Below are 24,241 nucleotides of genomic sequence, written 5' to 3' on the forward strand. Positions count from 1 at the left end.
GTATCGGCCGCGGTGGCAGGTGTACGTGCAGCATGGCCGGTGGCTGCTGGACGCCGGTCAGAACCACTCGCTGCAGTGCGTCAATGTGGCGCGTCTGGCGGTGGAGTTGGGACGGACGCAGCGTCGGTGGGAGTGGGTGGCGCGGGCTGGGTGGCTTTCGGGACGGATCAGGGTGAGGCGATCGCTCCTACGGCCTGCACCAGTGCCACTAACTCGACCGCTACTACCGGCGGCTCCGCAACCCTGAGCAATCAACGCTCATAGTGCGCAGAACTCGGAAACTCGCAGGCCACACCGGCTCAGCCGACACACACCAACAACTTACCCATCAGTAATACTCGATGGGTCCCGCTCTCCGAACTGAGCAACGCACCGGTCAGCCTCGAAAGACTGCTCACTTTCAGGAAGGCCGCGACAGCCGCGAAGAGCACTGAGGCCATGCGGCGTCAGAGCGGGCTGAGCGGCCGTACGGGGTGGGTGGCTGGTTCGGCACGGTGGTCGATGAGCTACTGGCCCTCATGCCGCATCTGCGGGTGGGGCTGGCCGCCTACAACCTCCAGCACCCCGAACCCTTTCGCGCTGGCGCTGCGAGCCACCAAGAACAGCCTCGACCCGCACCACATCCCCAACCCGGGTGTTCTGCCCGGCTGACAGGCTGGCACGCGGAAAGCGAGCGCCCCGACGCCTGATCAGGCGGAGGCGAAAGCCTCCTCGGGGACATCGTCGAGGACGAATCCGTTGTCGAGCCGGACGCGGACCCTGACGCGGAGCATCCGTCGCTGGTAGGCGACCCACTGCTCTTCCAAGGCCCCCACCTGCTCCTCCAGTTGCTTTCTGCTCGCCGACGGCATCTGGTGGCCGAAGTCGTCGAGGAGCGACTTGAGGCGCAGGTACTCACGGACCTCGTGGCTCTGCTGCCGGTGATGCTCGTCCACACGCTCGACGGTGCCCTCGATGCCTGCTGCCAGGGCCAGAGAGGCGGCGAAGGCACCCGTCTCCTCCGGGGGCTCCCCGGCTGGGGTCACCGACCCGGCCAACCGGAGATCCGCCGCCAGTCGCACCCGTTGGCCCACATTCAGCGTCATCAATCCTTCGTCTTCCTCGTCGGTCACCGGCGATCCGGTACACGTGGGGCGTGAGTCGGCTTACGCAGCCCCACCAGCGCGGGCTCTCGCGGCCGCACACTGGCGTCAACAAGCGTCCGCCTCTTCATCGGCGATGACTTCGGTTGGTGCAGCACCAGGCCGCTGGCCTGCGTTTTGCGTACCTCCCGCGCTGAACGCACGAAGCAGTACAGCAGCATGCAGCTGACTAGTCACACCGGCCCGGTCGTGCAAGCTCTCCTATAGTCGTCTCCAGAGCGTCCAGGGCCGGCGCGAAATGCGGATGCTCAGCCCCATAGCCCACCAAACAGCCCGATGCGTCGAGGAATGCCCGTAGGTCCGTCAGAGAATCGACGCGTGGCCTGGATGATCCTGGTGGTGTGCACGATCGCAGGCGCAACCGCGCTGACGTGGATCGAGTTCAAACTGCGTCGCCAGCGCCGACGCGCGGCGCAGGAGTACGTCGTGCAGCGGTCGGCGTCCTCAGCGGCAGCGTGGTCGTCGGAGCCCTGACGATGGCCAACGCCCCCTGGGAGGCCGTGGTGGCCACCCTGGTCGGCACGCTCGTGGTGTCTCTCGTTCTGGGCCTGGCGCAGATCGTCATGCCGCAGGAGTCCGAGCACAAGCGGGACCTGTGGCTCGCGTGGATGAGACAGCGCGAGCGCCGGGCCCAGGCCGCTGCGCCTACGCCGCACGCCAGGGCAAGGTCCCGCCGGTGACCGGCAGCTCGGCGATCGCCGCGCACACGGTCACCAAAGCCCGTCTGATGCGCCCCACCCTCTCCATGGGCCCGTACGGGGCGGCAGTCCCGTGGCGTGGCCGGGCGAGCCTTGCCCCGCTCGGGCGGGACTGCGCCCAGGGCCTGTTGGCCTCCTGGGGTCCTGCTGGTGACGACCTAGTGACCGGGGGGCGCGGGCGGCCCGCCGTCCGGCGCCGGGCGCCCTTCCTACGACGTGCGGGGGCCTCCCGGCGCGACTGCGCCGTGCTTCGTTTGCCCAGAGTCGGGGCGATTCAGCCTCGCCCCGTGAGTCCAGATCTACGTGTGCCCGCTCCTTGCCCCCGGCGAGGGTGACAGGGGTGCGGCAGGGTGATCATCAATCCAGGCCAGGCCTCCAATGTCGAGCTGGCTGCGGGCCCATGCCACGACGTCAGCCGTGTGCGCGGCCTGGAGGCCGATAGGTGCGTGGGGCTGGACGAGGAAGGTTGCGGGGCCCCGGGCAGTGCGTTCTGCAGCCCAGGCGTGGTCGAGGCGGGTGAAGTCGTCGTCGATCCAGGCGGCGGGAGCGTCGCCCAGCCATGCCTCGACGTGATCGCGTTTCCAGAGGTAGCCGTTGGGGTGGCTGGTGGTGATCTGCGGGTGTGGGAGGTCTATGTACGGGAGGGGCGGCAGGCCGAGGAGCGGGCCGATGAGGGTGGTGGCGTTGTGGCGCCAGCTGGTGCACCAGACCGGGGTGAGCAGACCGGTGCGGATCACGTCCAGGAGTTGGGGGCCGTGGGCCGGGTTGAGCCAGACGGTGACCGGGTCGTTGGGGTCCCGGCCGGTAGGGACGACGTCGTGGCGGGTGTGGGTGGCCGGGGTGGTCCCGTCGGCGTCGGGGAAGGGGATGAGGACGCCGTCGATGTCGAGGAGCAGGTAGGGCTGGTGCATAGTTCCTCCGCGGGGAGGCGGGCGGGGTCAGAGTTTGCGGGCGGTGATCAGCAGGGTGGTGGGCCGGCAGCCGGGACGGGTGTCGTGGAACTCCTGGGCCGAGGTGAGCCAGAGGCCCGCACGGTCGAGGTGTTTCTCCCAGCGGGTGGCGTCGAAGTCCCAGCGGGCGACAGGCAGTCGGGCGCCATCGGGCAGCCTGACGATGTCGCGGCGAGGCCGGTCGTCGATCGAGGGGCGGAGGCCGTCGCGCTGGGGGTGGGGGACGGAGAAGGCGAGGGTGCCTCCGGGTTCGAGGCGCTGAGCGATCGGTGGGAGCAGGAGTTCGGGGGCTACCAGGCCGACGGCGCCGAAGACGGAGCAGATCGCGTCGAATTGCTCGGCGCAGACGTGCAGGTAGTGCAGCGCGTGGCCGGCGATGAAGGTCAGGTTGCTCAGTCGGCCGTAGTGGGAGCGGGCCCGGCGGATCTGCAGGCCGACCAGGTCGACGCCGGTGACCTGGGCGCCGTGGCGGGTGGCGAGGTGGGCGGCGTTGTGGCCGGGGCCGCAGCCGAGTTCCAGCACTCGTCTGCGACGCAGATCCGGGCCGAGGATCTCGGCGCCGGGGCCTTGGCCGGGTCGTGTGGTCCACTCCATCCGCTCGGGGACGGTCAGCGGCTCGGCCGGCCCGGCCGCGGTGCGCTGGAGGGCGTGCATGTACCAGGGGGAAGCCTGGGCGGGCACCTAGACCTCCAGGAGGTGGAGTACGTCGGTGAGGTGGCGGCGTACGGCCTTGAGGTAGGCGGGGTCGGTGGCCGGGTCGTTGATCCAGCGGATGGATTGCTCCATGAACCACTCCACTGCCCACATGCGGTGCCAGCCGAGCGCCCATTTCTCGGCGGGAAGCCCGCCGCGCGCGGCCAGAGCGTCGGGGGTGCCGCCCTCGGTGACGTAGGTGTCCAGGAGGGTGCGCAGGCGCACGGGGTCGGGGGTGTCGAGGGTGCCGTGCCAGCTGGCGAGGTCGAGCAGGCCGGGGCCGGTGAAGGCGCGGGCGAAGTCCAGCAGCCGCCAGCCATGTGGGCCGATGTGGAGGCTGGTGGGGTGGAATTCGGAGTGCACCCAGCCGAAGGGCGCCAGTTTCGTTCCGGCTGCGCGTGCCTCGGCGGCCTGGGCAATCTGGTCGAGCGCGTCCTCGACGTCGTCCGCGTCCTGCCACCGCTCGGCCTTGCGGAGTCGGCCGAGGTGCTCCAGGGCCCGGCTCGGCAGGCCGCGCAGCCCTTCCTGGTCGAGGACCGGCAGGGCGGCTGCCGTGCGGGTGCGGTGCAGGGCCACGGCCGCGGCGGCGCCGTCGAGGTCGTCGGCCTCGCGGACGGCTGGGCCGAGATCCTCCAGCACCATCCCCAGCCAGCCGTCCACGACTGCGGAGGCCTGGACTTCGGGCACCGGGACACCGAGGGTGTGCGCGAGGCGGAGGGCCTGGTCCTCGCTGTCGAACGGCTTCTTGGCGTACTTGAAGATGACGGTGGTGCCGTCGGTGAAGGTCAGGCGCTCGACGCCGGACATGGACCACACCCGCACCTTCTCGCGCACGGCGGTGGACCGGCCGGTGAGGGTGAGCAGGCTGTCCAGGAGTTCGGCGGTGAGGATCGTGTCCATAGGGGGCTCCAGTGCGGTTGACGGCGTCCGGGGCGGGCGGGACGTGCCTGCCCCGGACGTCGGGTCGGCGGGGCTATAGGGCAGGGTCCACGCGGTGGGTATAGATCTGCTTGATCCATCCGGTCTTGAAGGCCGTGAGGTCGGTACGGAAGGCGTTCATCGAGGCACCGTAGGGCGCGACGACGCCGCCGGACTGGTCCGGCACGGACTGGCAGCCGTGTACGAGGCGTCCGCCGAGGGCGGCGTGGGCCTTGATGGACTCGATGCGGCGGTGCTCGTTGAACCAGCCGCCGTGGTAGACCTCATCGAGCAGTCCGCCCATCTTGTCGTCCAGGTCGAAGACGACGGAGGTCGCGGCGGGGAAGAACCAGCAGGGGCCGACGTTGGAGATGTGCCCGTCCAGTTCCACCTTGTTCAGCGCCATCAGCGTGGCCGCCTCGCGCAGCATCCGCAGGTGCTCGGCGGTGATCTGCGGCAGGCCCAGGCTGGCGAGGTGTTCGTCGCGGAAGAGGTATGCGTACACCTCGTAGGCGGTGGCGAGCACCCGGGCTGCGTCCGAGGTGGGGGCGGCGTGGGCCTTGATGAAGTCGAGGGCGAGCTGTTCGACCGCGTTCTCGGTCGTCTCGTCCGTTTTCAGGAGCTGGGAGTTGACCAGCTCCCAGTCGGCGACGAGCCACGTGTGGGACTCGAAGCGGAAGAAGTACTCGGCCGGGTCGATGGTGATGCGCCGGCCGTCGACCTGGATGCCGGGCAGGCGGCTCCAGCGCTCGTCGAACGCCTCGGGCAGTACGACCGTGATGGCCGCGGTGTCGATGGTGGTCACCGTGTCTCCGTCTCTGATCGGCCGGTTCGGGCACAGGAATGCCCGAACCCGGAATGGACGTACGGAACTTGGGCGAGCCGCAGCGCCGATGGGGGGAGCCTGGTCGCGGTGTCGGAACCGGGCCGGGCGGCTGATGTTCAGTGAACCGTCCGTCACGCACAGTGGGTACGGTGAGAGGCGGTTGAAGCGGTATACGCGGTTTACAGCCCGAGGTCGGAGGCGGTCGTGGCAGCGCTGAGAGGTCCCAACTCCCGCCTGCGCGACACCATCGACGCGACCGGCTGCACGTACGAGGCCCTGGCGAAGGATGTCCGGCGCATCGCGGCCGAGAACGGCGAGATCCTCCAGACCAACAAGTCGGCCGTCTCCCACTGGGTGAACGGCGTCCGTCAGCCCACCGGCCGGACCGGCCAGTACCTCGCCGAGGCACTGTCGCGACGGGCGGGCCGCACGATCACTCAGACCGAGATCGGCTTCCGTGCGCCGGATACCGAGGCCGGGCGAGCGGGATCCTGTCCTGGCCGCAACCGATCTGGGCCGCGCCGACGTCGAGCGCTGCCGCTTCCTCGCGGTGGCCGCCTTCACCACCGCCGGCGTTGCCATGCCGCTCGCCTACGAGCACGAGGCCACCACCCGCATGCTCCGCGCCCGCACCGGCACGTCCGTGATCGGGACGGAGGACGTGGACGTCGTGCGCCAGATCACCGCAGCCTTCAGCGCGGCCGACGAACGCCTCGGCGGCGGCCACGGCCTGACCACGGTCACCGCCTACCTGGCCGACACCGCCGCCCCCATGCTCCGCGGACGATTCCCCAGCGAGGCCTTACGGCGGGCGGCCTTCGGAGCCGTGGCCGAACTCGCCTACCTCGCAGGCTGGAAGCACCACGACCTCGGACAGGAGGGTGCTGCCCAGCGTTACTACCAGGTCGGCTACCAGCTCGCCTGCGAAGCCGACCCGCACGGCCACGCCGCCTGGATGATGCGCGCCCTCGCCCACCAGGCCCTCAGCCTCAAACAGCCCCACCACTGCGTCGAACTCGTCGAAGGCGCCCTACAGCGGGGCCTCGGCCACGTCGACGGCCAGACCGAAGCCCTGCTCCACATCACCCACGCCCGCGCCTACGCCGCCACCGGTGAAAATCCCGCGGCGGCCCGCGCCCTGCTCGCCGCCGAAGACGCCCTGCTGCGCGACGACGGCCCCCAGCCCAGCTACTCCCGCGTCAGCGGTCCCGCAGCCGGCACCGTCGCCAGCCACACCGCCCGCACCCTGACCGACCTCGCCGACCACATCGGCACCGAACAGCAGCACAGGGACGCCCTGGTCCGCTGGGACCTGGAGAAGTACAAGCGCGTCCACGCCCTCACCTACGCCGACCTCGGTGACAGCCTCGCCGCCCAGGCCCGTGCCGACGAAGCCGTCGCCACCTGGTCACAGGCCCTGACCCTCATGGACGGCATGACCTCCGACCGCACCCGCAAGGCGATCATCTCGCTCCGATCGGCCCTCTCCATCTACCAGCGCCGCAAAGTGCCCGGAGCCGCCGAACTCGCCCGCCGCGCACGCGAAGCACTGGCCTAAGCTGCCCACCAACCGGCCGACGAAGGGACACCAGCCGTGGCTCAGCGGACAACCGACGACCAGCCCAAAGCCCTCAAACCCGCCCTCGAATCCATGACCCTGCTGGTCGCCGCGGTCATCGTCCACGACAAGGCCACCAACCGCGTCGTGCTCCTCCAACGCAGCCAGAACGCCAAGTTCGCTCAGGGCATGTGGGACCTCCCCGTCGGCAAGAGCGAACCCGGCGAGCCCGTCACCGAGACCGCTGTGCGCGAGCTGTTCGAAGAGACCGGCCTGACGGTAAAGCCCGAGGCCCTGAAGGTCGCCCACATCATCCACGGCGCCTGGGGCGTCGAAGCACCCAACGGCTTCCTCACCGTCGTCTTCACCGCCCACGAATGGACCGGCGAACCCGAAAACCGCGAACCACACAAACACGCCCAGGTCCGCTGGGTCGACGCCAACGCCATCCCCGAGGAGTTCGTGGACACCACCGCCAGCGCCCTCCACCACTACCTCACCGACGGCCCCCAAGTGTCTCTAGACGGCTGGCGCTAGGACTTGTCCGGGCGAACTCTGGGTCAACGGCTCTTCGGGCCTTCGACTCCTCCGTAGGAACTGCAGCGGTGGCGGCTGCGCCTGTACTGCGGACACGTCATCGAGGCGACCCGTATCCGGAAGAGCCCACGGCCCGACGGAGGGGTCTGCGACAAGGAGCGCTGCACAGAGTGCGGTCTGGACCCCGCCGTGATCATCGCCGATCCCCCAGCGGAAGAACCGCCTTTCAGCCGCCCGGCCGCTCCGCCCGGAGTCGGCCCGCAGCTCGGTGCAGCAAGGTCGAACTGGTTGCCGAAAACAACGCGCTGCGTGTGGAACTGGAAGGGCTGCGAGATCAGGCATCGACCGACCATGGGCGGGTGTCTCCGAGGGCTGAGGCGGCCTGGGGCAAGCGGCAAGCCGTTTGGCTCAGAGTTCGGGGCGATTCGGCCTCGCCTCGTGAGGCGAGGTCTACGTGTGCCTGTCCCTTGCCCGCGGTGACAGTGGCAGGCGTGCGGCAGGGTGATCATCAATCCAGGCCAGGCCTCCGACGTCGAGACGGCTGCGGGTACGGGTGACGGCGACGTAGGCGAGGCGAGCTTCATCGTCGTCAATCGGGCCGGGGCGGTCCTCCAGCTGGTCGCTGCCCTTGGGCGGCGTGAAGTCGTCAGCAATTTTCACCCGCACCCATTTACGGCCCTTGACCTTGTGGAGGTGGAGACGGTCACCTCTGCCTGCCGCTCGGGGACGAGTTGAGCAACAGTGCTGAGGATGGCGTCGGTGCCGTGGGTATCGACGAGGTCGACCAGCCGCTGCAGATCACGTCCAGCTGGGTCGTGGGCAGCATAGTCCTGCAGCTCACCCCAGGAGGGGAAGAGGACCAGTTCGGGATGGGTGGTGCGGCGGCCTTCCTTCAGGTCGTGGGCGGCCAGGGCCTCGATCTCTTACCCACACCTCATAAACAGCCCCTACCAGCAACAAAACCCCCACGACCAACTGTCTCTCACAACCACCGCCCGAGATCGCAGGTTGCGGTGGACGTGCCGAGGGCCCCGCTGGTGCATGCGGTGGGCCCATGAGACGTCACAGCCAGGCGCTCGGGCTCAGCCGGTTGTCTCCGGGAGCCGGTACTCGTACTTACGGGGCCTCAGATCCTCCTCGGCCGGCTCCCAGTCGGGATAGTGCGAAACCCTGCCCTCACTGGCGGTGTACGGGTCGGTGTGGGTGTCGACCTTAATATCGCTGACGACGTAAAGGTCGACGGTGTTGTTCTTGTCCCGGGCATGCAGGACCTCGTTGATGGTCAGTTCCACACTTGTCGGGGCCCCCGTCGTGCCCTTGACCTCGACGTGGCGTTCCTCGGTGCCGCGGGTGCAGCGCAGGTCGTAGGGCTTGCCCAGCTTCTCGACCGTCCAGCCCCTGGCCTCGTAGTGGGCCACCGCGTGGTCTTCGGCGTGCAGTTCTATGGTCTTGCGCTTCTTGGGGTCGGAGATGTAGCCAGCGCCGCGGCGGCGGCGCTGGGGTTTCTTCTTCCCTTCGACCTGCTCGGCGGTGAAGCCGGGTGACCTGTCGAGGGGGACGTCTTCGGGCTGGTCGGGGTTGAAGGGGATGCCGGCGAGTTCCAGGAGTCGCTGAGCGGGCATCTGGACGAGCTTGCCCATGCCCCGGTCAGTGCCGGAGCGGCGGATGGCATCGCTTCCGTCTTTGGTGAGCGGCCCGTCAGGGCCCAGGGGGACGTTGTCGAGCTTGGACAGGGGCTCGATGCCGAAGCGCTGGGGGTATTTCAGGCGCCGCTCGGCCTCCTCGTCGGGCCAGTGCCAGGACTCGCCCTCGTAAAAGCCTCCACGGACCTGGAAGAGGTAGAGGGTGGCGGTGTCCTGCAGCCAGTTCTCGAGTTGGACGCGCGGCGAGGCACCTGTGGCCAGGACCGCGAACTGCGGCTGTGCGCCCTCGTATTCGGGCTTCTTCTCTGGGAAGCCCCAGGAGAGCGTTTCGATGCCGTGCTCGAGATTGCGCTGTGCCTCGGTGCTCTGGCCGACGTGGACCATGACGAACGTCGAACTCTTCATGCAGGCCATCATAAGCATCCTCTTATCGAGCAGTCGATAGACTCTCAGATGGGGTAGCCTGCGGAGAGGTTGCGGGGTCCAGTCGTGTGCTCAACTCGCAGCCTAGGGAAGGCCACTGACAATGCCTCACCGATCGGCTTAGCAGCCGCACGGTGTGGTGCTGCGGGAAGTAGGGGGGATCCGCATGTCCGAGGAGTCGTTGACGACATCGGCGCACGGCGTCGAAGTGCCGCTGGCGCGCACGAGCGGTGCTGCGGTCCGAGAGCCGCTCGTGCGCGGCGTGCCGTGTGTGGCGGCGGGCCGGGTGCACGACATCGCGGCATCGACAAGTGACCCTGCATTCATCGACCGGTGCGTGAAGCGGTACGCGGCCGCGGGCTTCGGAGTACCGGACGAGGCCGAGGTGCGCAGCTGGCGCAATAGCTGGCCGCCGTTGCTGGAGGCGCTTATGCGGGCGGGGTTGTCCGATCTGTGGCTGTACCTGGAGTACGGCACTCCGGGTGGGGGTCAGCGCCTGGACGCTCTGCTGGTCGGCAGAGCGGCAGAGGGCGCTCTGGGGCTTGTGGTCATCGAACTCAAGCAATGGCACACGGCGCGGGTTCTGGACGAGAGGCGGGTGCAGCGTTCGGACGGGCTGGTCACCACGCATCCGGTGCAGCAAGTCCTGGCCTACAGAAGGTTCTTCGAGTTCTGGCGGCCGAAGTCGGCGCCTGCGCTGGACATCCGCGCGGCCGTGGTGCTGCACAACGCCGACCGGGATCAGGGCGAGGCTTTGCGGATCCGGGAAGGTGCGGGGGCTGGTGTGCCGGTGGTGACCGGGCAGGACCTGGCCGGCCAGGGCACCGCTCTGGCTGCTCGCCTGGGGTGCGGGGACCTGGCCTCTCCCGCGCCGGACGAGGTGGGCGCGTTCGAGCGGATCGTGTGGACGCCGTCGGCCCGGCTACTCGCCCAGGTCGGTGATGCGCTCAAGGGGCAAAGGACCTTCGCGCTCGTCGGTGACCAGCAGCACGCGTACGTAGAGATCCGCGCACTCGTCGCCGCTCTGCTGGAGGGAGACCCTCAGGGCGCGATCGTCACCGTGCGCGGCGGGCCGGGCAGCGGTAAGACCGCTCTCGCGGTGCGCCTGCTCGGCTATCTGATGCGTCACCAGGACAGGAGCCGACCGCGGTTCGTCACACCCTCGGGAACTCTGCGCACCCATCTACTCGAGGCCGCCGGCGGACACGCGCAGGCCCGGGACCTATTTCCTCCCGTCTCCTACCTCTACAGCGCCACACAGCACGCCGGGTCCGTCATCATCGACGAGGCCCAGCGCATGGCCAGGCCGGAGGGAAACATGGCGCCCGCCTTGACCGAGGCCCTGCGCAAGGTGCCGCTGGTTGTGGTGTTCCTCGACGAACGCCAGATCATCCGCCCCGACGAAGGCACCACCGTGGACGAACTGCGCGACGCCGCCCGGGCCATGGGACGGACCCACCACCACCTCGAGCTGACAGGCTCGTTCCGTTGCAACGGCTCCGCCGCCTACACCACCTGGGTCGACAACCTCCTCTACGGCACCCCTACACCGTGGACCGGACACCACGACTACGGCCTGGCCCTCAGCGACGACCCCTTTCAACTGCAGCAATGGATCGAACAAACCACCGCCGCCGGACACACCGCCCGCACCACCGCCGGATTCTGCTGGCCCTGGACCCGCACCCGCCCCCGCGGCACCGCCACTCTCCCCCTCGACATCACCATCACCGTCCCCGCCACCACGATCGGCCCGGCACGGACCTGGAACGCCGCTTGGAACGCCGCCGACACCCTCACAGCCCCCGACGGCACCCCCCTCGCCCCCCACAACCAGCTCTGGGCCACCCACACCGGCGGCCACCAGCAGATCGGCTGCATCTACAGCGCCCAAGGCCTCGAATACCACCACTCCGGCGTCATCATCGGCCCCGACCTCACCTGGACCGACGGCCACTGGACCGCCCACCCCAACCAAAGCCACGACCCCAAACTCCGCGCACTACCCGCCGACCAATACCTCCCCTACGCCCTCAACACCTACCGCGTCCTGCTCACCCGCGGCACCCACACCACCCGCATCCACGCCACCGACCCCACCACCCACCACATGCTCGCGGACCTTGTCCATCCCCGGTAAAGCCCCGCCGTTTACGCCATCACCGCGCAATCCCTCCTGGTAGCACCCGATCGGGCGCCAACACGAGAAACCCAACAGACGGCCAGAGGGAGTCATTGTCGAGGCAGTTCGAGGGGCTTTCCAAAAGTTGCCCACGTGCGCAACGCACCGCTGTCCACCAGCAAAATGCCGTACCTCGCAGCTGCCGCCTCCGCGTCCTGAGTGAAGCGTACGTTCGTCACCATGAGCGGATGCGTGGCCTGGTGATCGGGCCGGGCCGTTCCGTTGAACGTCTGCACCTCGGGTGATCCGATCTTGGCGGACGGAGTCCTGCGGAGCTTGCACTGGGCGACGATCCGCTCACCGCGTCCTCCTGTGGCGATGACATCCGCTCCCCTGTCGCCGGCGCCCCCGTGCGCGCGCTGCACCTCGTAACCATCGCGTTCCAGGAGTGAGGCGATGAGCACCTCGAACTCACGGCTCGTGAGATCGCGTATCGCTTCAAGCGAGACGCTGGCGCTGCCCTGGAGGTACTCCTGCCGCCGCTGTTCCTCCGCGGACAACTGCCGCAACTCGTCCCGGTAGGTCTCCAAACAACCGGCGTAGCGTGCTCGTGCCCGCTTCAACTCCTCGAGCAGCTCTCCCAAAGGGGCGGCTTTGGCAGAGGGGAACTGCGTGCGCCGCTCCCTGATTAGTCGGCCGAGGTCCGTGATGACCTCTTGACGGAGCTGTTCGCACCACTGGACGGCCTTGCCCGTTTGGGACACCAGCTGTTGCAGGTCGCCCTTGAGGATCGTCTCTGCCGCGCAGCGCCCGTACCGCACAGTGTCCTGCGGGACTGTCACATCCTCGAGAGCTCGAATGGCATCCCGGCAGCGAGCCAGTTCCACCCCCGCTTCCTCACCCAGTCCGCGCCAGTCAGCGAGAACCTCGTCCGCGAGACGCCCCTCCGACATCCACGCGAACGCAGCCTCCAGATCCACAGACGTAGCCTGCTCACGCGCCGACTCCAGCAACCGCCTCACCATGTGCTCCGGCGACGGGCGGACCGAATCCGTAGAAGGTTCCAGCAGGCTCATGCGAGCAGCCTAAAGACGAGCACTGACACCCCACTTCACCCAGCAAGAAGCCGGTCCACCGCAGGGGCACTGCAGAGCTGTGGTTGACGGCGCTGCCACATTCAGGCACCCGATCACCCGGACGCGCTGGGAGCAGGCGGTCGGCCGGATCCACCCCTACCGTAAGCCGTGCGGCGCCTGACGAAAGGGACGGCGCGGCTTGGTCACGAAGACATGCGCCGCTGTCTGCGTGGACAGTTCGCGGCTTCTCTGCCGCTGTTGATCATCACGCCGCCGGGCGATGACGTCACGTTCACGACCGCGCCCTCCCTGGCCCCGCTGGGGAGTCGGCCATGCGCGGCTGTCTCCGCTCTGACGGGCCGCACACGCCCCCTTTTTTTGTCCTCTCACCATCCGCACAGTCGCCCAGGCGGCGCAGGAGCAGGCTCCTTGGCCCGCCGCGGTACGGAGGCCGCCCTCGACGCGCAACCGTAACTGGTTTTGTTCACAGGCAAGAAGTGATCGAAGCCAGCCCGTCTACGGAGGCCGCAGCCGCGCTGCCGCCCGAAGCCGCAGGTGCAGGTGCAGGTGCAGGTGCAGGTGCATCGTACGAGCCTCATCACAGTGGCAATGGAGCAATGTCGCAGTCGGCTCGCAGATGGTGCCGCAACTGCACGGTGGCCGGGTGTGGGCCCTGCCCAGCCCGCAGCCGGGGCGTATCGAGCGTGCGCTCCATGCGCGCCAGGGTGTTCTCGCGCAGTGCAACCCCTTCGGCTTCGGAGCCAGTGGATGCCAGGTCCATCGACAGGTTGCCGGAACAGGCCAGGGTGATCGGGTGGTCCGTGCCAAACGACTCCGTGCACAGGGCCAGCGCGCCCTCGCTTTGGCGGCGTGCGTCCTCGTACTGGCCGACCGCAGCCAAGTCAGTGGCCAGGTTGACGGCATAGACAAGGGCGAGTGGGTGGCTATCGCCGAGCTGATCGGTGAGTGCGGCCAGGGCCGTCTCGTCCAAGCGCCGCGCCTCCTCCGGATCGCCCATCAGCCGCAGGGTGATGGCGAGACCGGCATCGGCGGACAGGGCGTGCGGGTGGTGCGGGCCATAGATCCGCTGGCAGTTCTCGCGCGCCGCAACGCCGCGGGTGCGGGCTGCTTCCAGATCGCCGTTGTAGCGCAGCGCCACCGATAAAGTCAGGGTGGCATTCAGCGATTGGGGGTGGGTGTCTCCGTAGCGGTGGGTGGACTGGGTATGCGCCTCGATGGCCAGCTCCAGCGCACGCTCATAGTCGCCCCACTTGAGGCAGGATTCGCTGAGCTGATATGTGGCTTCGATCGTGGCCGGATTCTGAGGACCGAACACGTTAAGGCAGGTGTCCCGCACAGTTTCGTGCAGCGCGCGGGCGCCGGTGTAGTCCCCCGTCTCGCGCATGTCGATGGCGACGTTGCTCTGCGTGGCCAAAGTTCTCCGGTCGATCACACCGAACAGCCGCAGTTTCAGCACCAAGGTGTGCTGGTCCAGCTCCAGCGACTGTTGGTAATGCCCCATCAGGCGCCGGCTTGCCCCCAGGCTGTCGCGGATGCGTACGACGATCGGATCGTCGGCGCCGAAAGCCTGGACGGCCTGTTCGTACGTGCTCTGATCTAGCTCCGAGGCGAGGGCGAACTTGCCCTCCGCGCGGCGTACGGTGGCTTCGAGCTGGAGGATGTCGACTGCATCATCCTCCATGTACTGACCATCGGTGCGCTCGTAGACCTCCTTGAGGCGGGTCGCCAGCCGGGTTGCGTCGCCGAACCGGCCCACCGTCCCGGACACGAAACACAGCCACTGCCCCATCCGCTGCGTCTGCCGATCTTCTTCGCTGAAGAGGGCAAGCCAGGATTCCCATGCCTGTTCGGCGAAGTCGAGCGACACATCATGATCTCCCCGGAGGAAGAGGTATTCGGCGATGTTCTGCACCAGCTCGCGCACCCATGGCTGGTCGGATTCGAGAGCGCCGGACGCGACCGCATGGCCGTACAACTCGGCGTAACGCGGCCAATGAGCCGGATCGTGGGGCACCTTGGGATCGATATTGGCCAGCAGGGCGTGAGCGCCGTTGCGCATGCGGGCCTGTTGATCCGGAGTCATGCGGTCGATGACAATCTGCTGGACTAGACGATGCATCTTGATCGAGTTGGTTCGGTGCTCCATGCCGGCGAGGGAGTAGCGGTTGATTTCCCGGATGGCCTGTCCCAGGCGCACGGGGTTGTCGAGGACACGGTCGAGTTCGGGGTCGATGCTCGAGCCCCCCAGCCCGGTGAAGATGGATCGGGGTATCGGGTCGGGGGCGAAGTAGGAGCACAGCTGGAGCAGACGCAGGGCTGCGGGGCTGCGGGTCTCCAGGTGGTCGAGGGAGACGTTCCACGCGGCCGCGACCGGAAGCCGGTAGTCCGGGGGCGGCGAGACCTCCAGCAGCTCGCTACGCTTGCGCTCGAACAGTCGCAGGTACTCCGCCACCGGCATCCCCGTCTCCGCACGCCAGGCCGCAGCCTGCTCCAGAGCGAGCGGCAGGTCGCCCAGCGCCTCGGCCAGCGCGTTGGCCTCCTCGTTGCTGCAAGGTAGCTCGGAGCGACACAGCAGTTGCGTGCTCTCCTCCCGGGTGAAGACGTCAACTTCGAGCGAGGGGCCCACCTGCGTCCAATGCCGGTTGCGGGAGGTGACGAGGATGGTGCCGCTGCCGCCGGTGGGGAAGTAGCCGCGGACGCGCTCGGGACTGTCGGCGTTGTCGAAGATCAGCAGCCAGCGGGAGTACGGCCGCCCCTCGCGCAGCGCCTCGCGCACCGCGGGACCGGCGATGGTGGCCTCGGCGCTGGTGCCCAGACCGAGCCGCTGGGCGAGTTCCACCAGGGCCTGACCGATCTGGCCCGGGCGCTCCGCGGGGATCCACCAGACGATGTCGTACTCCGACTGATGCCGGTACGCGTACTCGATCGCCAACTGGGTCTTGCCGACACCGCCCATGCCGATGACGGCCTGCAGCAGTGATGTTCCCCGAGCTTCCCGCTGGCGCTGCTCGAGCAGCGCCAGCAGTGCGGTCCGGCCGGTGAAGTTCGGATTGCGCGGGGGAATGTTCCCCCAGATGCGCGGCAGTATCGTCTGCTCCTGCTGCACGGTGTGCTCCGGCGCCGTCGGCTCCCATAGGCCGTTACGCCGGGACTGCCGCCCGGAGTCGTCGACGACGCTGTCGCCCTCCCACGCGCCCACCAGCATCTGCAGTTTCGTCGCAGCCGTGGACTGCGGCTCAAGTAGTTCGAGGCAACGCACTAGGCGTGGCAGCCCGTCGGGTACGGACACAGTCTGCTCGACTAGGCGGAGCAGCCACGGACGCAATGGCATGCCGTCCATCGGCCGTACCAGCAACCCCAGTTCCTGGCTCAGCAGGTCCACCCACATATCGATGCTGTGTACGTTCCGTACCGTGACTGACTCCTGAAGCACGTCGACGACGCCAGCCAGCAAATCCCATCGCACCCCTGAAGAGTTCCGCTCTCTTTTCTCTGTGCCCGCCCCGACTAGGGACCGGGACACGGGATCCGGCAGGTTGTTCCGGACAACCCCATCAGCAGGGAGGACGTCTCGGACAAGGTCGTGGGTGATGCGCTGGAGCATCTGATCGTCGTGCTCGTTGACGGCGGCAACCTGGTCCAGAGCCTGATCGATGTCGTTACCCACCGGATCAGCGGACGAGACGGGTTCGGCGCGCCGGCTAGCCGGCGACTCGTCCTCGCTAACTGCGGCGGGGCCGGCCGTGGCGGTGCGCAGCCGGTCGAGCTCGTCGGCGAGCTGATCGACGCGGGCCTGCACCTGCGTAGCAAGCTCTTCGGCCTGGCGCTGCTTGTCTTGGGTGAACTCGAGCTCCTGCCGGGCGCGCGCTTCTTGCTCGCGGGCGCGGGCGAGCTGCTGCTGCGTCTGCTGCAGGGCATCGGGGGCGGCACGCGCAGCACGGAGCTGATCACGCTCACTGGTCAGATCGGTGATCGTCCGCTTCAGGCTGCTGATCATCGAAAGGAGGACCATGACGAGTTTCGCGGAATTTCCGGCGGCCTCGCGCAGCTCGTTTTGCTGTTCCAGGGAACGGGTGAGCCGGTCGTAGACCTCGACCTGCTGGGTTCGGACCTCAACAAGTTCCAGGGCCGTGGCAGCAGGAGGCGGTGCTTGCCGCGGGGAGGGGCGGGCGGCTGCCTGCAGTAGCTCGCGGGCTTCGGTCAGACGCTGGTTGCGCAGCTGTGGTTCGGGGATCGTCGCGCGGATCAAGGCCGTCACGAACGCCAAGTCGGGGACTCTTCCGCCCAGGTGTGCGCTGATTTGTGTCTTGGAGTGGTGGATTTCGCCTTCCAGTACCTTCAGGGTCTTGCCGCTGAAGTCGACCTGGGCGCGCAGGAAGACCGCCAGCGCCCCCGCCTCTGCGCTCTCGGCTCGGACCAGCCCCCACGGTCTGCCTCCCCGCTGCCTCGCCACCTCGTACCCCCTGCCCTGCAGCCCAGTTGTCCACGCCTGTCCGGGACAACCGCCAGTTTTCCGGACCTTACCTGCGACAACGCCTCGGACGAGTCTGAACTACCCCAATGAGCGGCACAGTTTCCGCATCAGACCCCACGACCCGCCGAGCCCCCTAGACCGAGGAGTCTTCTGTGCTGCCGCTTTGGCTTCCTTCACCCCGCGATGTGGGCGCGCTCCAGCGTGTCCTGCTCGTCGCCCTGCTCGCCCCTGCTGTGCTCGTGGCCCTCGCCGCGGCAGTCCCGGCCCTGGCCCTGCTGCCGTTTTTCCCTGGTGGCACCGACCGCGCCACCAAGCTCCTGACCGCGCACGCTCAGTACCTGAGCACCCTGCTGACCGAAAGCCGGCCTGGCCCGTAGGGCCCCGGCACGGCGTGTTCGGTCCGGGTAAGGTAGTTCAGCCTCGCGAGCAGGCCACGGCACCCAGGGGTCGAGGTCGAGAGCTGACTGAACTGGCCACCGTCTGCCGTTCCCGGGAGGGGCGTCAGACGGATGGGTGACGGCCGTCAGTCGCCGTTTAAGCTCAAGATCACATTTATGGCATGGGCGTAGACCCCGTGAAGATTTTGGGGATAGCTTGCGCTGCCTGACTCTTCGCGCACGGTGTCGTTGCCGGTCAGGGCTCTGAGGGGGTTGCCGTGAAACGGGTTCGGTACCGGTGGCGGGATGAACACGAGAGTGATCCGGAGTACCAGCGGATCCTGGCGGCGATGGAACGACCCTGGTGGAAGCGGCCGGTGACCATCGTGGGAGGCGTGGTCGCTGTCGCCGTCACTTCGTTCTTCCTGGGCAGTGCGCTCATGGGTTCTGGGAGCAATTCGGGCACCTCTTCGCCGGCCCCCTGGGTGCAAGGGCAGGGCGATGCCCGGCCGCAGGACAACCAGCCTGCTGGAGTGTCCGCCGCACAGAAGTTTCAGCTTCTGAATCAGTTCTGCACTCAACAGGCTGGCGGCCCAACCAACGTGGACGAAGCCGCGTTCTTGGAGTGCAATAACAGCTACTACGTGACGGGTCAGGGCCAGGTTCTGCCGAAGTAGCCCAGGGCCCCAGGGTCAGGCAGCAGGGATCAGTGGGCGCTTTGCCTTGGCCCGGGTGGCCATCCCGGCCCTCGCGACGTCGAGATGACGGAAGTTTCTGGCCCCCAGCCACGCATGCGGTCTGCGGGGCGCCCCCTGGAAGGGGCGGGGCGGTCGGATTCGAACCGACGTCCTCCGAGATGATGTCGCGGCGCACTACCTCTGTGCTACGACCCCGCCTTGCCGGTGATCATATCCCCCATCCACGGTGATCGACAGGAGATAAACGCTGGTCAAGCTGCCACCGGGCCTTCCCCCGTGAAGGTGGGCACGCGGTTATTGATCACGCGGCGAGCGTGAGTTTAGCGGTGTGGTGTCGGTGTTCGTATTCGTTGGGGCTGAGGTGGCCATTGGCGGAGTGCCGGCGGCGGGTGTTGTAGCGGGTCAGCCAGGCGAAGACGGTCCTGCGGCAGGTGTCGGCGTCGCCGTAGTCGTGGGCGCCCTGGAGGGTCTCGCGTTTCAGGGAGGCGTGAAAGCTTTCGCAGGCCGCGTTGTCAGCGCTGGTGCCGACCGCGTCCATCGACCGTGTGACCCCGAGTTGGTCGCAGAGGCCGGCGAAGGCCCTCGATCCGTATTGCGCTCCGTGGTCGGAGTGGAACACGGCGCCGTCCAGGCGGCCGCGGGTCGAGGCCGCCATCCGCAGTGCGTCGGCGACCAGGCTGGTGCGCATGTGGTCGGCGATGGACCAGCCGACGGCTTTGCGGCTGAAGCAGTCGAGCACGGTCGCGAGACAGAGGAACTCCCCGCCTGCGAGCGGGAGATACGTGATGTCGCCCATGCATTTGCGCCCCGGCTCGGTAGCGGTGAAGTCCCGCTGGAACAGGTCCGGGACCGGTGAGGCTGCCGGGTCCGGGACGGTGGTGCGCACGCGTCTGCGCAGGCGGATGCCGGTGATCGAGAACGTCCGCATGATCCGGGCGATCCGCTTCTCGTTGACCCGCCGCCCTTTCCCGCGGAGCTCGGCCGTCACTCGCGGGGAGCCGTAAGCGCCGCCGGACTCGCCGTGGACCTCGCGGATCTCCTCGGCCAGGATCCGGTCCTCTCGCTGCCGGGTAGCCCGGGCCTCGGCGCCGGCGAGCCACTTGTAGTAGCTGGACCGGTTCACGTCCAGGACCTGGCAGAGCCGCTTCACCTCGTAGGTGCTGCGATGGTCGTCAACGAACTGGAAGCGGCTCCTCACCAGTTCGTCTCTCCGGCGAAATACTTGGCCGCCTTGCGGAGGATGTCCCGCTCGGTGGCGAGCTTGCGCTCACTTGCCTCGAGTTCCGCCACCCGGGCCTCCAGCTGTCGGACCCGCTCGTCCGGATCAGCGGACGGCACCGCCGCCCGAGGCTGGGCGCCCGGCTTTGCAGCCGCGGCGGTGATGCCACGGCGTTCGCGGTCCCGCAGCACCCACTCACGCAGGGTCGCCCGGTTGATGCCCAGGTCGGCAGCGATGCTCTTGTAGATCGCCCCGGGTGTGGACTCGTACAGGGCCACGGCATCGGCCTTGAACTCGTCCGAATAGTCCTTCATCGCCATCGGCGGTCTTCTCGCTTCCTCCGGATCAAGCAGATCCAGTATCAGCGTGTCCACCACTCAGGGGGAGGCCCCACCAACGCTCCGCCTGCTCGTGCTCTCGCGGACAACAAACGCGCTGACGTGACAGCCATGATGCGGCTCAGAAAGCAGGCCGCGGCGCGCGATGACGGGCGTGGCTACTACAGATCGAAGTCGAGGGTGCTCGATGTCGGTGAAGCAGACCTCTTCCAGGCTGCCGGCGCGGCGGCAGCCGTCCTGGAAGTAGACGTCCTTGAGTGCTTCAGCGACGATCTCCTGCAGACGCTGGTCGCCGGCGCCCGCGTCCTGGGCGTCGAAGAGGCGGGCGGCGTACTGCGGCCGCATGTCCGTGACACGATTAAGGAACTCGACTCCGTCGTCAGCCGGGTGAACCGGTGTTGTCCGGGGGTGGGCAGCTGGCACCCGCAACCCTGTGCGGGATCCTCCCTGTCGGATCTCACCCGAGGCCAGAACGCGATGATTGAGAAGGTTCTGGCAGAACGCAGTCTCCCGAAGCGACCAGGCTGATCCGGAGTCTGGCCTGTGTGCGAAGACCGTTGCGAGTCCGCCGCGGCTGCCTGTCGCGGCAAGCCGCGAGCGACGGGTACACGCTCAGGCGCGGGAGCACCGCGCGAGGCGGTGGTCTACGCCTTCCCACCGGATCTTCCTCCTCAGCTTCTTCAGCGTGATGTCCGCTGCTAGCCTCCGGGCCGGGGAGAAGACGAGCAACGAGCACAATGTCATCGGGGGAGACGGATGGCCAGGCTGGCGTGTCCGTTGTGCGGGAAGCAGGTATCAGCGACGCGCCCCGCCACTTGCCCAAGAGGCTGGGCACGTCGGGCCGTTACCTCGCCGCAAGACCTGCGCCAAGGCTCACGGAGCATCGACGACGCCGACACGGTTGTCAGTGGTGCTGTTTACGCTCGTACCCAACGCCAATGACACAGGGGTGCGGGTTGAAGATCCAAGACCTTACGGATGCCGGAGCGGTCGAGAAGGCTCTCGCCGAATTCGACGACCTCGGCGGGCTCACGTTTCGCAAGCGGTACGACTTCGGCGCATCCACTCGGTACTACGTCAGCCACGCCGGCCGCTTGTACGACGCGAAGGCCATCGCCGGCGTTGCGTACGGCTACCAGCACCCTGCAACGGGAGCGCTCTCTAACAAGGAGTTCGACGGGGGTGCGGCAGCAACAAACAAGGTGCTGCGCCGACTCGGCTACACCGTGGTGGACAACCAGTCCACAACCGTGGACGAGGAGCGCAGTTGGCGACTCCTGGTCTGGGGGGACCTCGTGGACCGGCGGAACGAGTCAGGCCTCGTCACCCCCGACGCCGTACGATCCGTCGGAGCGTACGGAAGCTTCCGCGGTATCTGGGTTGACTCCGCTCGCACGAAGAAGGTCCATCCCGCCGGCGTCGCCGTCGGTCTCAAGCACACGGGGCAGCACTACCCCGACGAATTCAGCGACACGGGCGCGCTCTACCACTACCCCATCACCGGACGCCCCGGGCATGACCTTGCCGAGGTGAACGCCACCAAAGCCGCCGCTGAACTCAAGCTTCCCGTCTTCGTCATCAACGAGGTTGGCGACTACCGCGGAGTGAGGCTGGCTTGGGTCGAGGGCTGGGAAGACGAAAGTCACCTGTTCCTCGTCAAGTTCGGTGAGGCCCCGCCCAAGCGCATCATCGACCGGGACAGATCCGAAGAAGAGCCGTTCTCGTTGGAGGGCAACCGCAGCCGGAAGCGGCAAGGCTCGGTGACGGTGCGCCCGGATCAAGCGCGCTTCAAGATCGAGGTGTTCCGCCGATACGGCCCACACTGCCCGTTGTCGGGCATCGCCGTTCCCGAGATGATCGAAGCTGCTCACCTGCGCGGGGACGCCGACGGCGGTAGCTCGGACGCCCGGAACGGCCTGCCCATGAACGCGGCCCTGCACCGTGCATTTGATGCCCACCTGTTCGCGATCAACCCGGACACGCTCGCCGTGGAAGTGCAGCCGAACGGACCGACGTTGGATGATCTCGGGATCATCCACCCGAAGCTCACCCTGCCGCGCCTGCCTCATCGCGACGCCTTGGCTTGGCGCTACGCCGAGTGGTTGCAGCGTGCCGGCCGCACCGCCTGAGCTGGGCAACCTATCTAACCAGTTGCACTGTTTACGAGTTCACCTACCAGGTGCATGCAACTTGGTCGGTCGACTTCAGCTCGCCGTGAAATCGACGGACGGACGAACGGAACCGGGCACTCCTCTCGCCGGCCGCTGCCTGCGCACGACCCGCCACGACTGGCGCTCCCAGGGGAACACGGCTGCAAACCCTGTTTACGTCATAGATGAATCCGTACACACCGAACCTCGTCACCGGGCGACCGCCCTCATCCACTCGCTTGCACAGGTCCCGACGCCGGCCGACGCTGACCGCCACCACACACGCGAAGGGGTCTAGCCACCGTGGTTTCGGTGGCCAGAACCCTTCCATCCATCGTCGCGCTTACGTCGCACGCGCAGCCACTTCTCAGCTGCGCAGAGTTCCTCCGACCAGGTGGACAACCTTCGGGTGCCTGGAGCCGCGCCGGCGGTCGGTGAGCGCCGCCAACAGCCCGGCGGGATCGGGCTGCTGGTCCTCGCTGAGGTAGCGGATGCCGTCGCCCTCGGGCGGAGTACCGGTCTCCTTCCCGATCGGGTGGCGCCGGCTGACTGCGGTGCGCCAACCGTAGCGCTCGTCCCACACGAGGGCGGCCGCTCCGGATCCGCTCAACAGCACGGCCGCGGCCAGCACTTCTCCGTCAAGACGCTGCACCCGGACGTCCTGCTCCTGGGCCAGGCCGGCGCCGACCAGGACGTCAGCGACGCGCTGCAGGTACAGCTGTACCTGCCGGGCGCGCACCTCGGTGGTGGCACTGGCAAGAGCGGTGCGCTGCACCGCGGTCGGGTAGCCCAGACGGGTAGCGGCCTGCTCGGGAGTCAGGTCCGGTTGGGCCTGCAGCAGGTCGGCGATCCGCTCTCCGCGCAGCCGTGGCAGGGCGCGCGCGGCCGTAGCGTAGGACAGGCCGAGGCGCTCCTGGACGGTCGCAAGGGTCACCGCCGGGTCCTCGTCGAGGAGTTCGCCGACCCGGGCCGAAATCTCGTCGCGCGGCACCATGTCCCCGCTGCCTTTGGGGCGGCCCGGGGAGACAGGTTCGGCGTCAGCGTCCCTCGGAGCCCTGAATGCCTTCGCCATGCCACGGGGGCAGTGCTCCACTCCTTTGACCTTGGTCAGGTGGGGGGCGATCTGGGGGTGGGTCTTGTAGTCGTCCCAGGTTTTGGGGGTGATGTTCAGCAGGACGGCGGCCTCGTTGCGGTCAAGCAGGTCCTGGTCGTCGTCCTCCTCCGGCAAGGGCGGTACGGGGCGTCCGGCCAGATGGGCGGCGGTCTGCTGGCTGTCCCACAGCTTCACCCGCGCGCCGCCGGAGCTAATCAAGGGAGGGAAGCCCTCAACCGCGTAGGGCTTCTTGTTACGGAAGCTGCCGACCTTCAGGCCCATGGCGGCCGCGAGCTCTTCACTGGTCTGGGCGTACTTCCGGCGTCCGGCGCGGATCATCGCTCTCTCCTGGTCGGTTGGGCAGGGCGCCGGCGTCGGCGTTCCGAGTGAAGGGGTGGGCAGGGCCTGGATTATGCGGTGCGTTCGGGCTTGAGGCGGGCTGCGAGGCGCGCCGCCGGGTCTTGAGCGTGCGGATGGCAGCGCCGTACTGGTCCGGGGCCTTGCCGCTCCGCGTGTCTTGTGCCTCCTTCAGCGTGTCGCGCAGCGTGGGCTTGTCCAAGAGGTGGCCGGCCGAGTCTTCGATGAGGCGTGCGCCCAGGTCCTCAAGGACCGCGTCATGGCGCGCCTCGAGGTCTGTGTGGCGCCGTCGGTCGAACCTGCGTGCTCCGACTGCGATCCGCCAGGCCTGCACACCCAGCACGATCACAGCGGCCGGCAGCATGGCGCCGGCCGCGATGGCGGCCGTCGCCCATGGGATGGCGGCCTCGGACAGCAGGGGCGGTGCTGGACGTCCAGACGAAGGGCGTCAACCTGTGCCTTCAGGCGGGCCATAGGCGACGAGGACAGTGACACAACCGGTGATCAATAGGGTGGCGCGGATCAGGAACTCGATGGGGGTGCACCCGGTGTCGCCGCGCGCGGCGTAACACGCCGGCACGCGCTCGTGCACGGTGCAGCATGGCGGAACTCCTTGACGACAGTGATGACTTCGGTCCGGGCACGCTGCCACAGCACACCCAGCGAAAGAAAGTTACCGAACTTACGTCATCGCGGGCAAGGAAGCACCCTCGTGCCTGCCGCACCACTACTGTCCGCTCTCAGATAAGTCCGGTTGGAGCGGGCCCCTGACCTGCGGTGCCCGGACTTGAGTGAGACGGGTTTCGCAAGGTCGTCTCACTCAAGTCCGGGCAAGCGGCCTTCTTCGTCAGATGTGGAGTTCGGGTGGGAAGCCGGTCCAGCGCAGTTCTGCGGGCAGGTGCCGCATGTCGTTGTGGAACAGCACGGA

At 67.9% G+C, this 24,241-nt stretch carries 17 protein-coding genes and 4 pseudogenes; 8 read left to right on the forward strand and 13 right to left on the reverse strand.

Annotation, left to right across the window (positions count from 1 at the left end; all coding sequences use genetic code 11):
- Positions 1 to 689: 689 nt before the first annotated feature.
- The gene (locus ACZ7M3_RS49700; RefSeq protein WP_472073017.1) at positions 690 to 1,085 is read right to left on the reverse strand and encodes a hypothetical protein; all 396 of its coding nucleotides are present in this window, start codon (positions 1,083 to 1,085) and stop codon (positions 690 to 692) included.
- Positions 1,086 to 1,460: 375 nt separating this feature from the next.
- Here ACZ7M3_RS49700 and ACZ7M3_RS49705 point away from each other — a divergent pair, with 375 nt between their 5' ends.
- Together ACZ7M3_RS49705 and ACZ7M3_RS49710 are read left to right on the forward strand one after the other, a co-directional pair.
- Positions 1,461 to 1,616 (forward strand): hypothetical protein, encoded by a 156-nt coding sequence (locus ACZ7M3_RS49705; RefSeq protein WP_472073019.1) that lies wholly within the window; start codon positions 1,461 to 1,463, stop codon positions 1,614 to 1,616.
- Positions 1,617 to 1,618: 2 nt separating this feature from the next.
- Positions 1,619 to 1,822: a hypothetical protein gene (locus ACZ7M3_RS49710; RefSeq protein WP_472073021.1), complete on the forward strand. Its 204-nt coding sequence runs from the start codon at positions 1,619 to 1,621 to the stop codon at positions 1,820 to 1,822.
- Between the two features lie 317 nt (positions 1,823 to 2,139).
- Here ACZ7M3_RS49710 and ACZ7M3_RS49715 read toward each other — a convergent pair whose 3' ends face one another.
- The 4 genes from ACZ7M3_RS49715 to ACZ7M3_RS49730 all read right to left on the reverse strand — a co-directional run bounded on the left by ACZ7M3_RS49715 (position 2,140) and on the right by ACZ7M3_RS49730 (position 5,206).
- Complete coding sequence (locus ACZ7M3_RS49715; RefSeq protein ID WP_472073023.1) at positions 2,140 to 2,751, reverse strand: HAD domain-containing protein; 612 nt, start codon at positions 2,749 to 2,751, stop codon at positions 2,140 to 2,142.
- Between the two features lie 27 nt (positions 2,752 to 2,778).
- On the reverse strand, positions 2,779 to 3,471 hold the full coding sequence (locus ACZ7M3_RS49720; RefSeq protein ID WP_472073025.1) for a class I SAM-dependent methyltransferase: 693 nt from the start codon (positions 3,469 to 3,471) through the stop codon (positions 2,779 to 2,781).
- The gene (locus ACZ7M3_RS49725; RefSeq protein WP_472073027.1) at positions 3,472 to 4,383 is read right to left on the reverse strand and encodes a phosphotransferase family protein; all 912 of its coding nucleotides are present in this window, start codon (positions 4,381 to 4,383) and stop codon (positions 3,472 to 3,474) included.
- Between the two features lie 73 nt (positions 4,384 to 4,456).
- Positions 4,457 to 5,206 carry a hypothetical protein gene (locus ACZ7M3_RS49730; protein WP_472073029.1) on the reverse strand — a complete coding sequence of 250 codons (750 nt, stop codon included), beginning with the start codon at positions 5,204 to 5,206 and terminating at the stop codon, positions 4,457 to 4,459.
- 225 nt (positions 5,207 to 5,431) lie between these two features.
- Here ACZ7M3_RS49730 and ACZ7M3_RS49735 point away from each other — a divergent pair.
- A pseudogene (locus ACZ7M3_RS49735) lies at positions 5,432 to 6,785 on the forward strand (tetratricopeptide repeat protein).
- A gap of 36 nt (positions 6,786 to 6,821) precedes the next feature.
- Complete coding sequence (locus ACZ7M3_RS49740; RefSeq protein ID WP_472073031.1) at positions 6,822 to 7,322, forward strand: NUDIX domain-containing protein; 501 nt, start codon at positions 6,822 to 6,824, stop codon at positions 7,320 to 7,322.
- Between the two features lie 450 nt (positions 7,323 to 7,772).
- On the opposite strand, the pseudogene ACZ7M3_RS49745 reads toward ACZ7M3_RS49740, so the two are convergent.
- Positions 7,773 to 8,236: pseudogene (locus tag ACZ7M3_RS49745) on the reverse strand (P-loop NTPase family protein); the annotation flags it as partial.
- A 168-nt stretch (positions 8,237 to 8,404) separates the two neighbouring features.
- Positions 8,405 to 9,370, reverse strand: coding sequence for a protein NO VEIN domain-containing protein (locus tag ACZ7M3_RS49750; protein WP_472073033.1), 966 nt, complete (start codon positions 9,368 to 9,370; stop codon positions 8,405 to 8,407).
- Between the two features lie 184 nt (positions 9,371 to 9,554).
- Here ACZ7M3_RS49750 and ACZ7M3_RS49755 point away from each other — a divergent pair, with 184 nt between their 5' ends.
- Positions 9,555 to 11,528: a DNA/RNA helicase domain-containing protein gene (locus tag ACZ7M3_RS49755; RefSeq protein ID WP_472073035.1), complete on the forward strand. Its 1,974-nt coding sequence runs from the start codon at positions 9,555 to 9,557 to the stop codon at positions 11,526 to 11,528.
- Positions 11,529 to 11,620: 92 nt separating this feature from the next.
- Here ACZ7M3_RS49755 and ACZ7M3_RS49760 read toward each other — a convergent pair whose 3' ends face one another.
- Both ACZ7M3_RS49760 and fxsT read right to left on the reverse strand, forming a co-directional pair.
- Positions 11,621 to 12,586: a restriction endonuclease gene (locus tag ACZ7M3_RS49760; protein WP_472073037.1), complete on the reverse strand. Its 966-nt coding sequence runs from the start codon at positions 12,584 to 12,586 to the stop codon at positions 11,621 to 11,623.
- A 598-nt stretch (positions 12,587 to 13,184) separates the two neighbouring features.
- Positions 13,185 to 17,060, reverse strand: coding sequence for an FxSxx-COOH system tetratricopeptide repeat protein (gene fxsT / locus ACZ7M3_RS49765; protein WP_472073039.1), 3,876 nt, complete (start codon positions 17,058 to 17,060; stop codon positions 13,185 to 13,187).
- A 173-nt stretch (positions 17,061 to 17,233) separates the two neighbouring features.
- On the opposite strand from fxsT, the gene ACZ7M3_RS49770 reads away from it, so the two are divergent.
- Both ACZ7M3_RS49770 and ACZ7M3_RS49775 read left to right on the forward strand, forming a co-directional pair.
- Complete coding sequence (locus tag ACZ7M3_RS49770; RefSeq protein ID WP_472073041.1) at positions 17,234 to 17,458, forward strand: dTMP kinase; 225 nt, start codon at positions 17,234 to 17,236, stop codon at positions 17,456 to 17,458.
- A gap of 350 nt (positions 17,459 to 17,808) precedes the next feature.
- Positions 17,809 to 18,135, forward strand: a complete 327-nt coding sequence (locus ACZ7M3_RS49775) for a hypothetical protein (RefSeq protein WP_472073043.1) — start codon at positions 17,809 to 17,811, stop codon at positions 18,133 to 18,135.
- Positions 18,136 to 18,457: 322 nt separating this feature from the next.
- Here the strand turns inward: ACZ7M3_RS49775 and ACZ7M3_RS49780 are convergent.
- Both ACZ7M3_RS49780 and ACZ7M3_RS49785 read right to left on the reverse strand, forming a co-directional pair.
- A protein-coding gene (locus tag ACZ7M3_RS49780) for an IS3 family transposase (RefSeq protein WP_472073045.1) occupies positions 18,458 to 19,695 on the reverse strand; the annotation gives its coding sequence in 2 pieces (ribosomal slippage) (positions 18,458 to 19,365 and positions 19,365 to 19,695; 1,239 coding nt in all).
- Positions 19,696 to 19,874: 179 nt separating this feature from the next.
- A pseudogene (locus ACZ7M3_RS49785) lies at positions 19,875 to 20,052 on the reverse strand (telomere-protecting terminal protein Tpg); the annotation flags it as partial.
- A 617-nt stretch (positions 20,053 to 20,669) separates the two neighbouring features.
- Here ACZ7M3_RS49785 and ACZ7M3_RS49790 point away from each other — a divergent pair.
- Positions 20,670 to 21,842, forward strand: coding sequence for an HNH endonuclease (locus ACZ7M3_RS49790; protein ID WP_472073047.1), 1,173 nt, complete (start codon positions 20,670 to 20,672; stop codon positions 21,840 to 21,842).
- Between the two features lie 388 nt (positions 21,843 to 22,230).
- Here the strand turns inward: ACZ7M3_RS49790 and ACZ7M3_RS49795 are convergent, their stop codons facing one another.
- Both ACZ7M3_RS49795 and ACZ7M3_RS49800 read right to left on the reverse strand, forming a co-directional pair.
- Positions 22,231 to 23,295, reverse strand: a complete 1,065-nt coding sequence (locus ACZ7M3_RS49795; protein ID WP_472073049.1) for a DUF6292 family protein — start codon at positions 23,293 to 23,295, stop codon at positions 22,231 to 22,233.
- 865 nt (positions 23,296 to 24,160) lie between these two features.
- Positions 24,161 to 24,241 (reverse strand): annotated as a pseudogene (locus ACZ7M3_RS49800) (histidine phosphatase family protein); the annotation flags it as partial.

This window comes from Streptomyces sp. NPDC111656 (assembly GCF_055656965.1).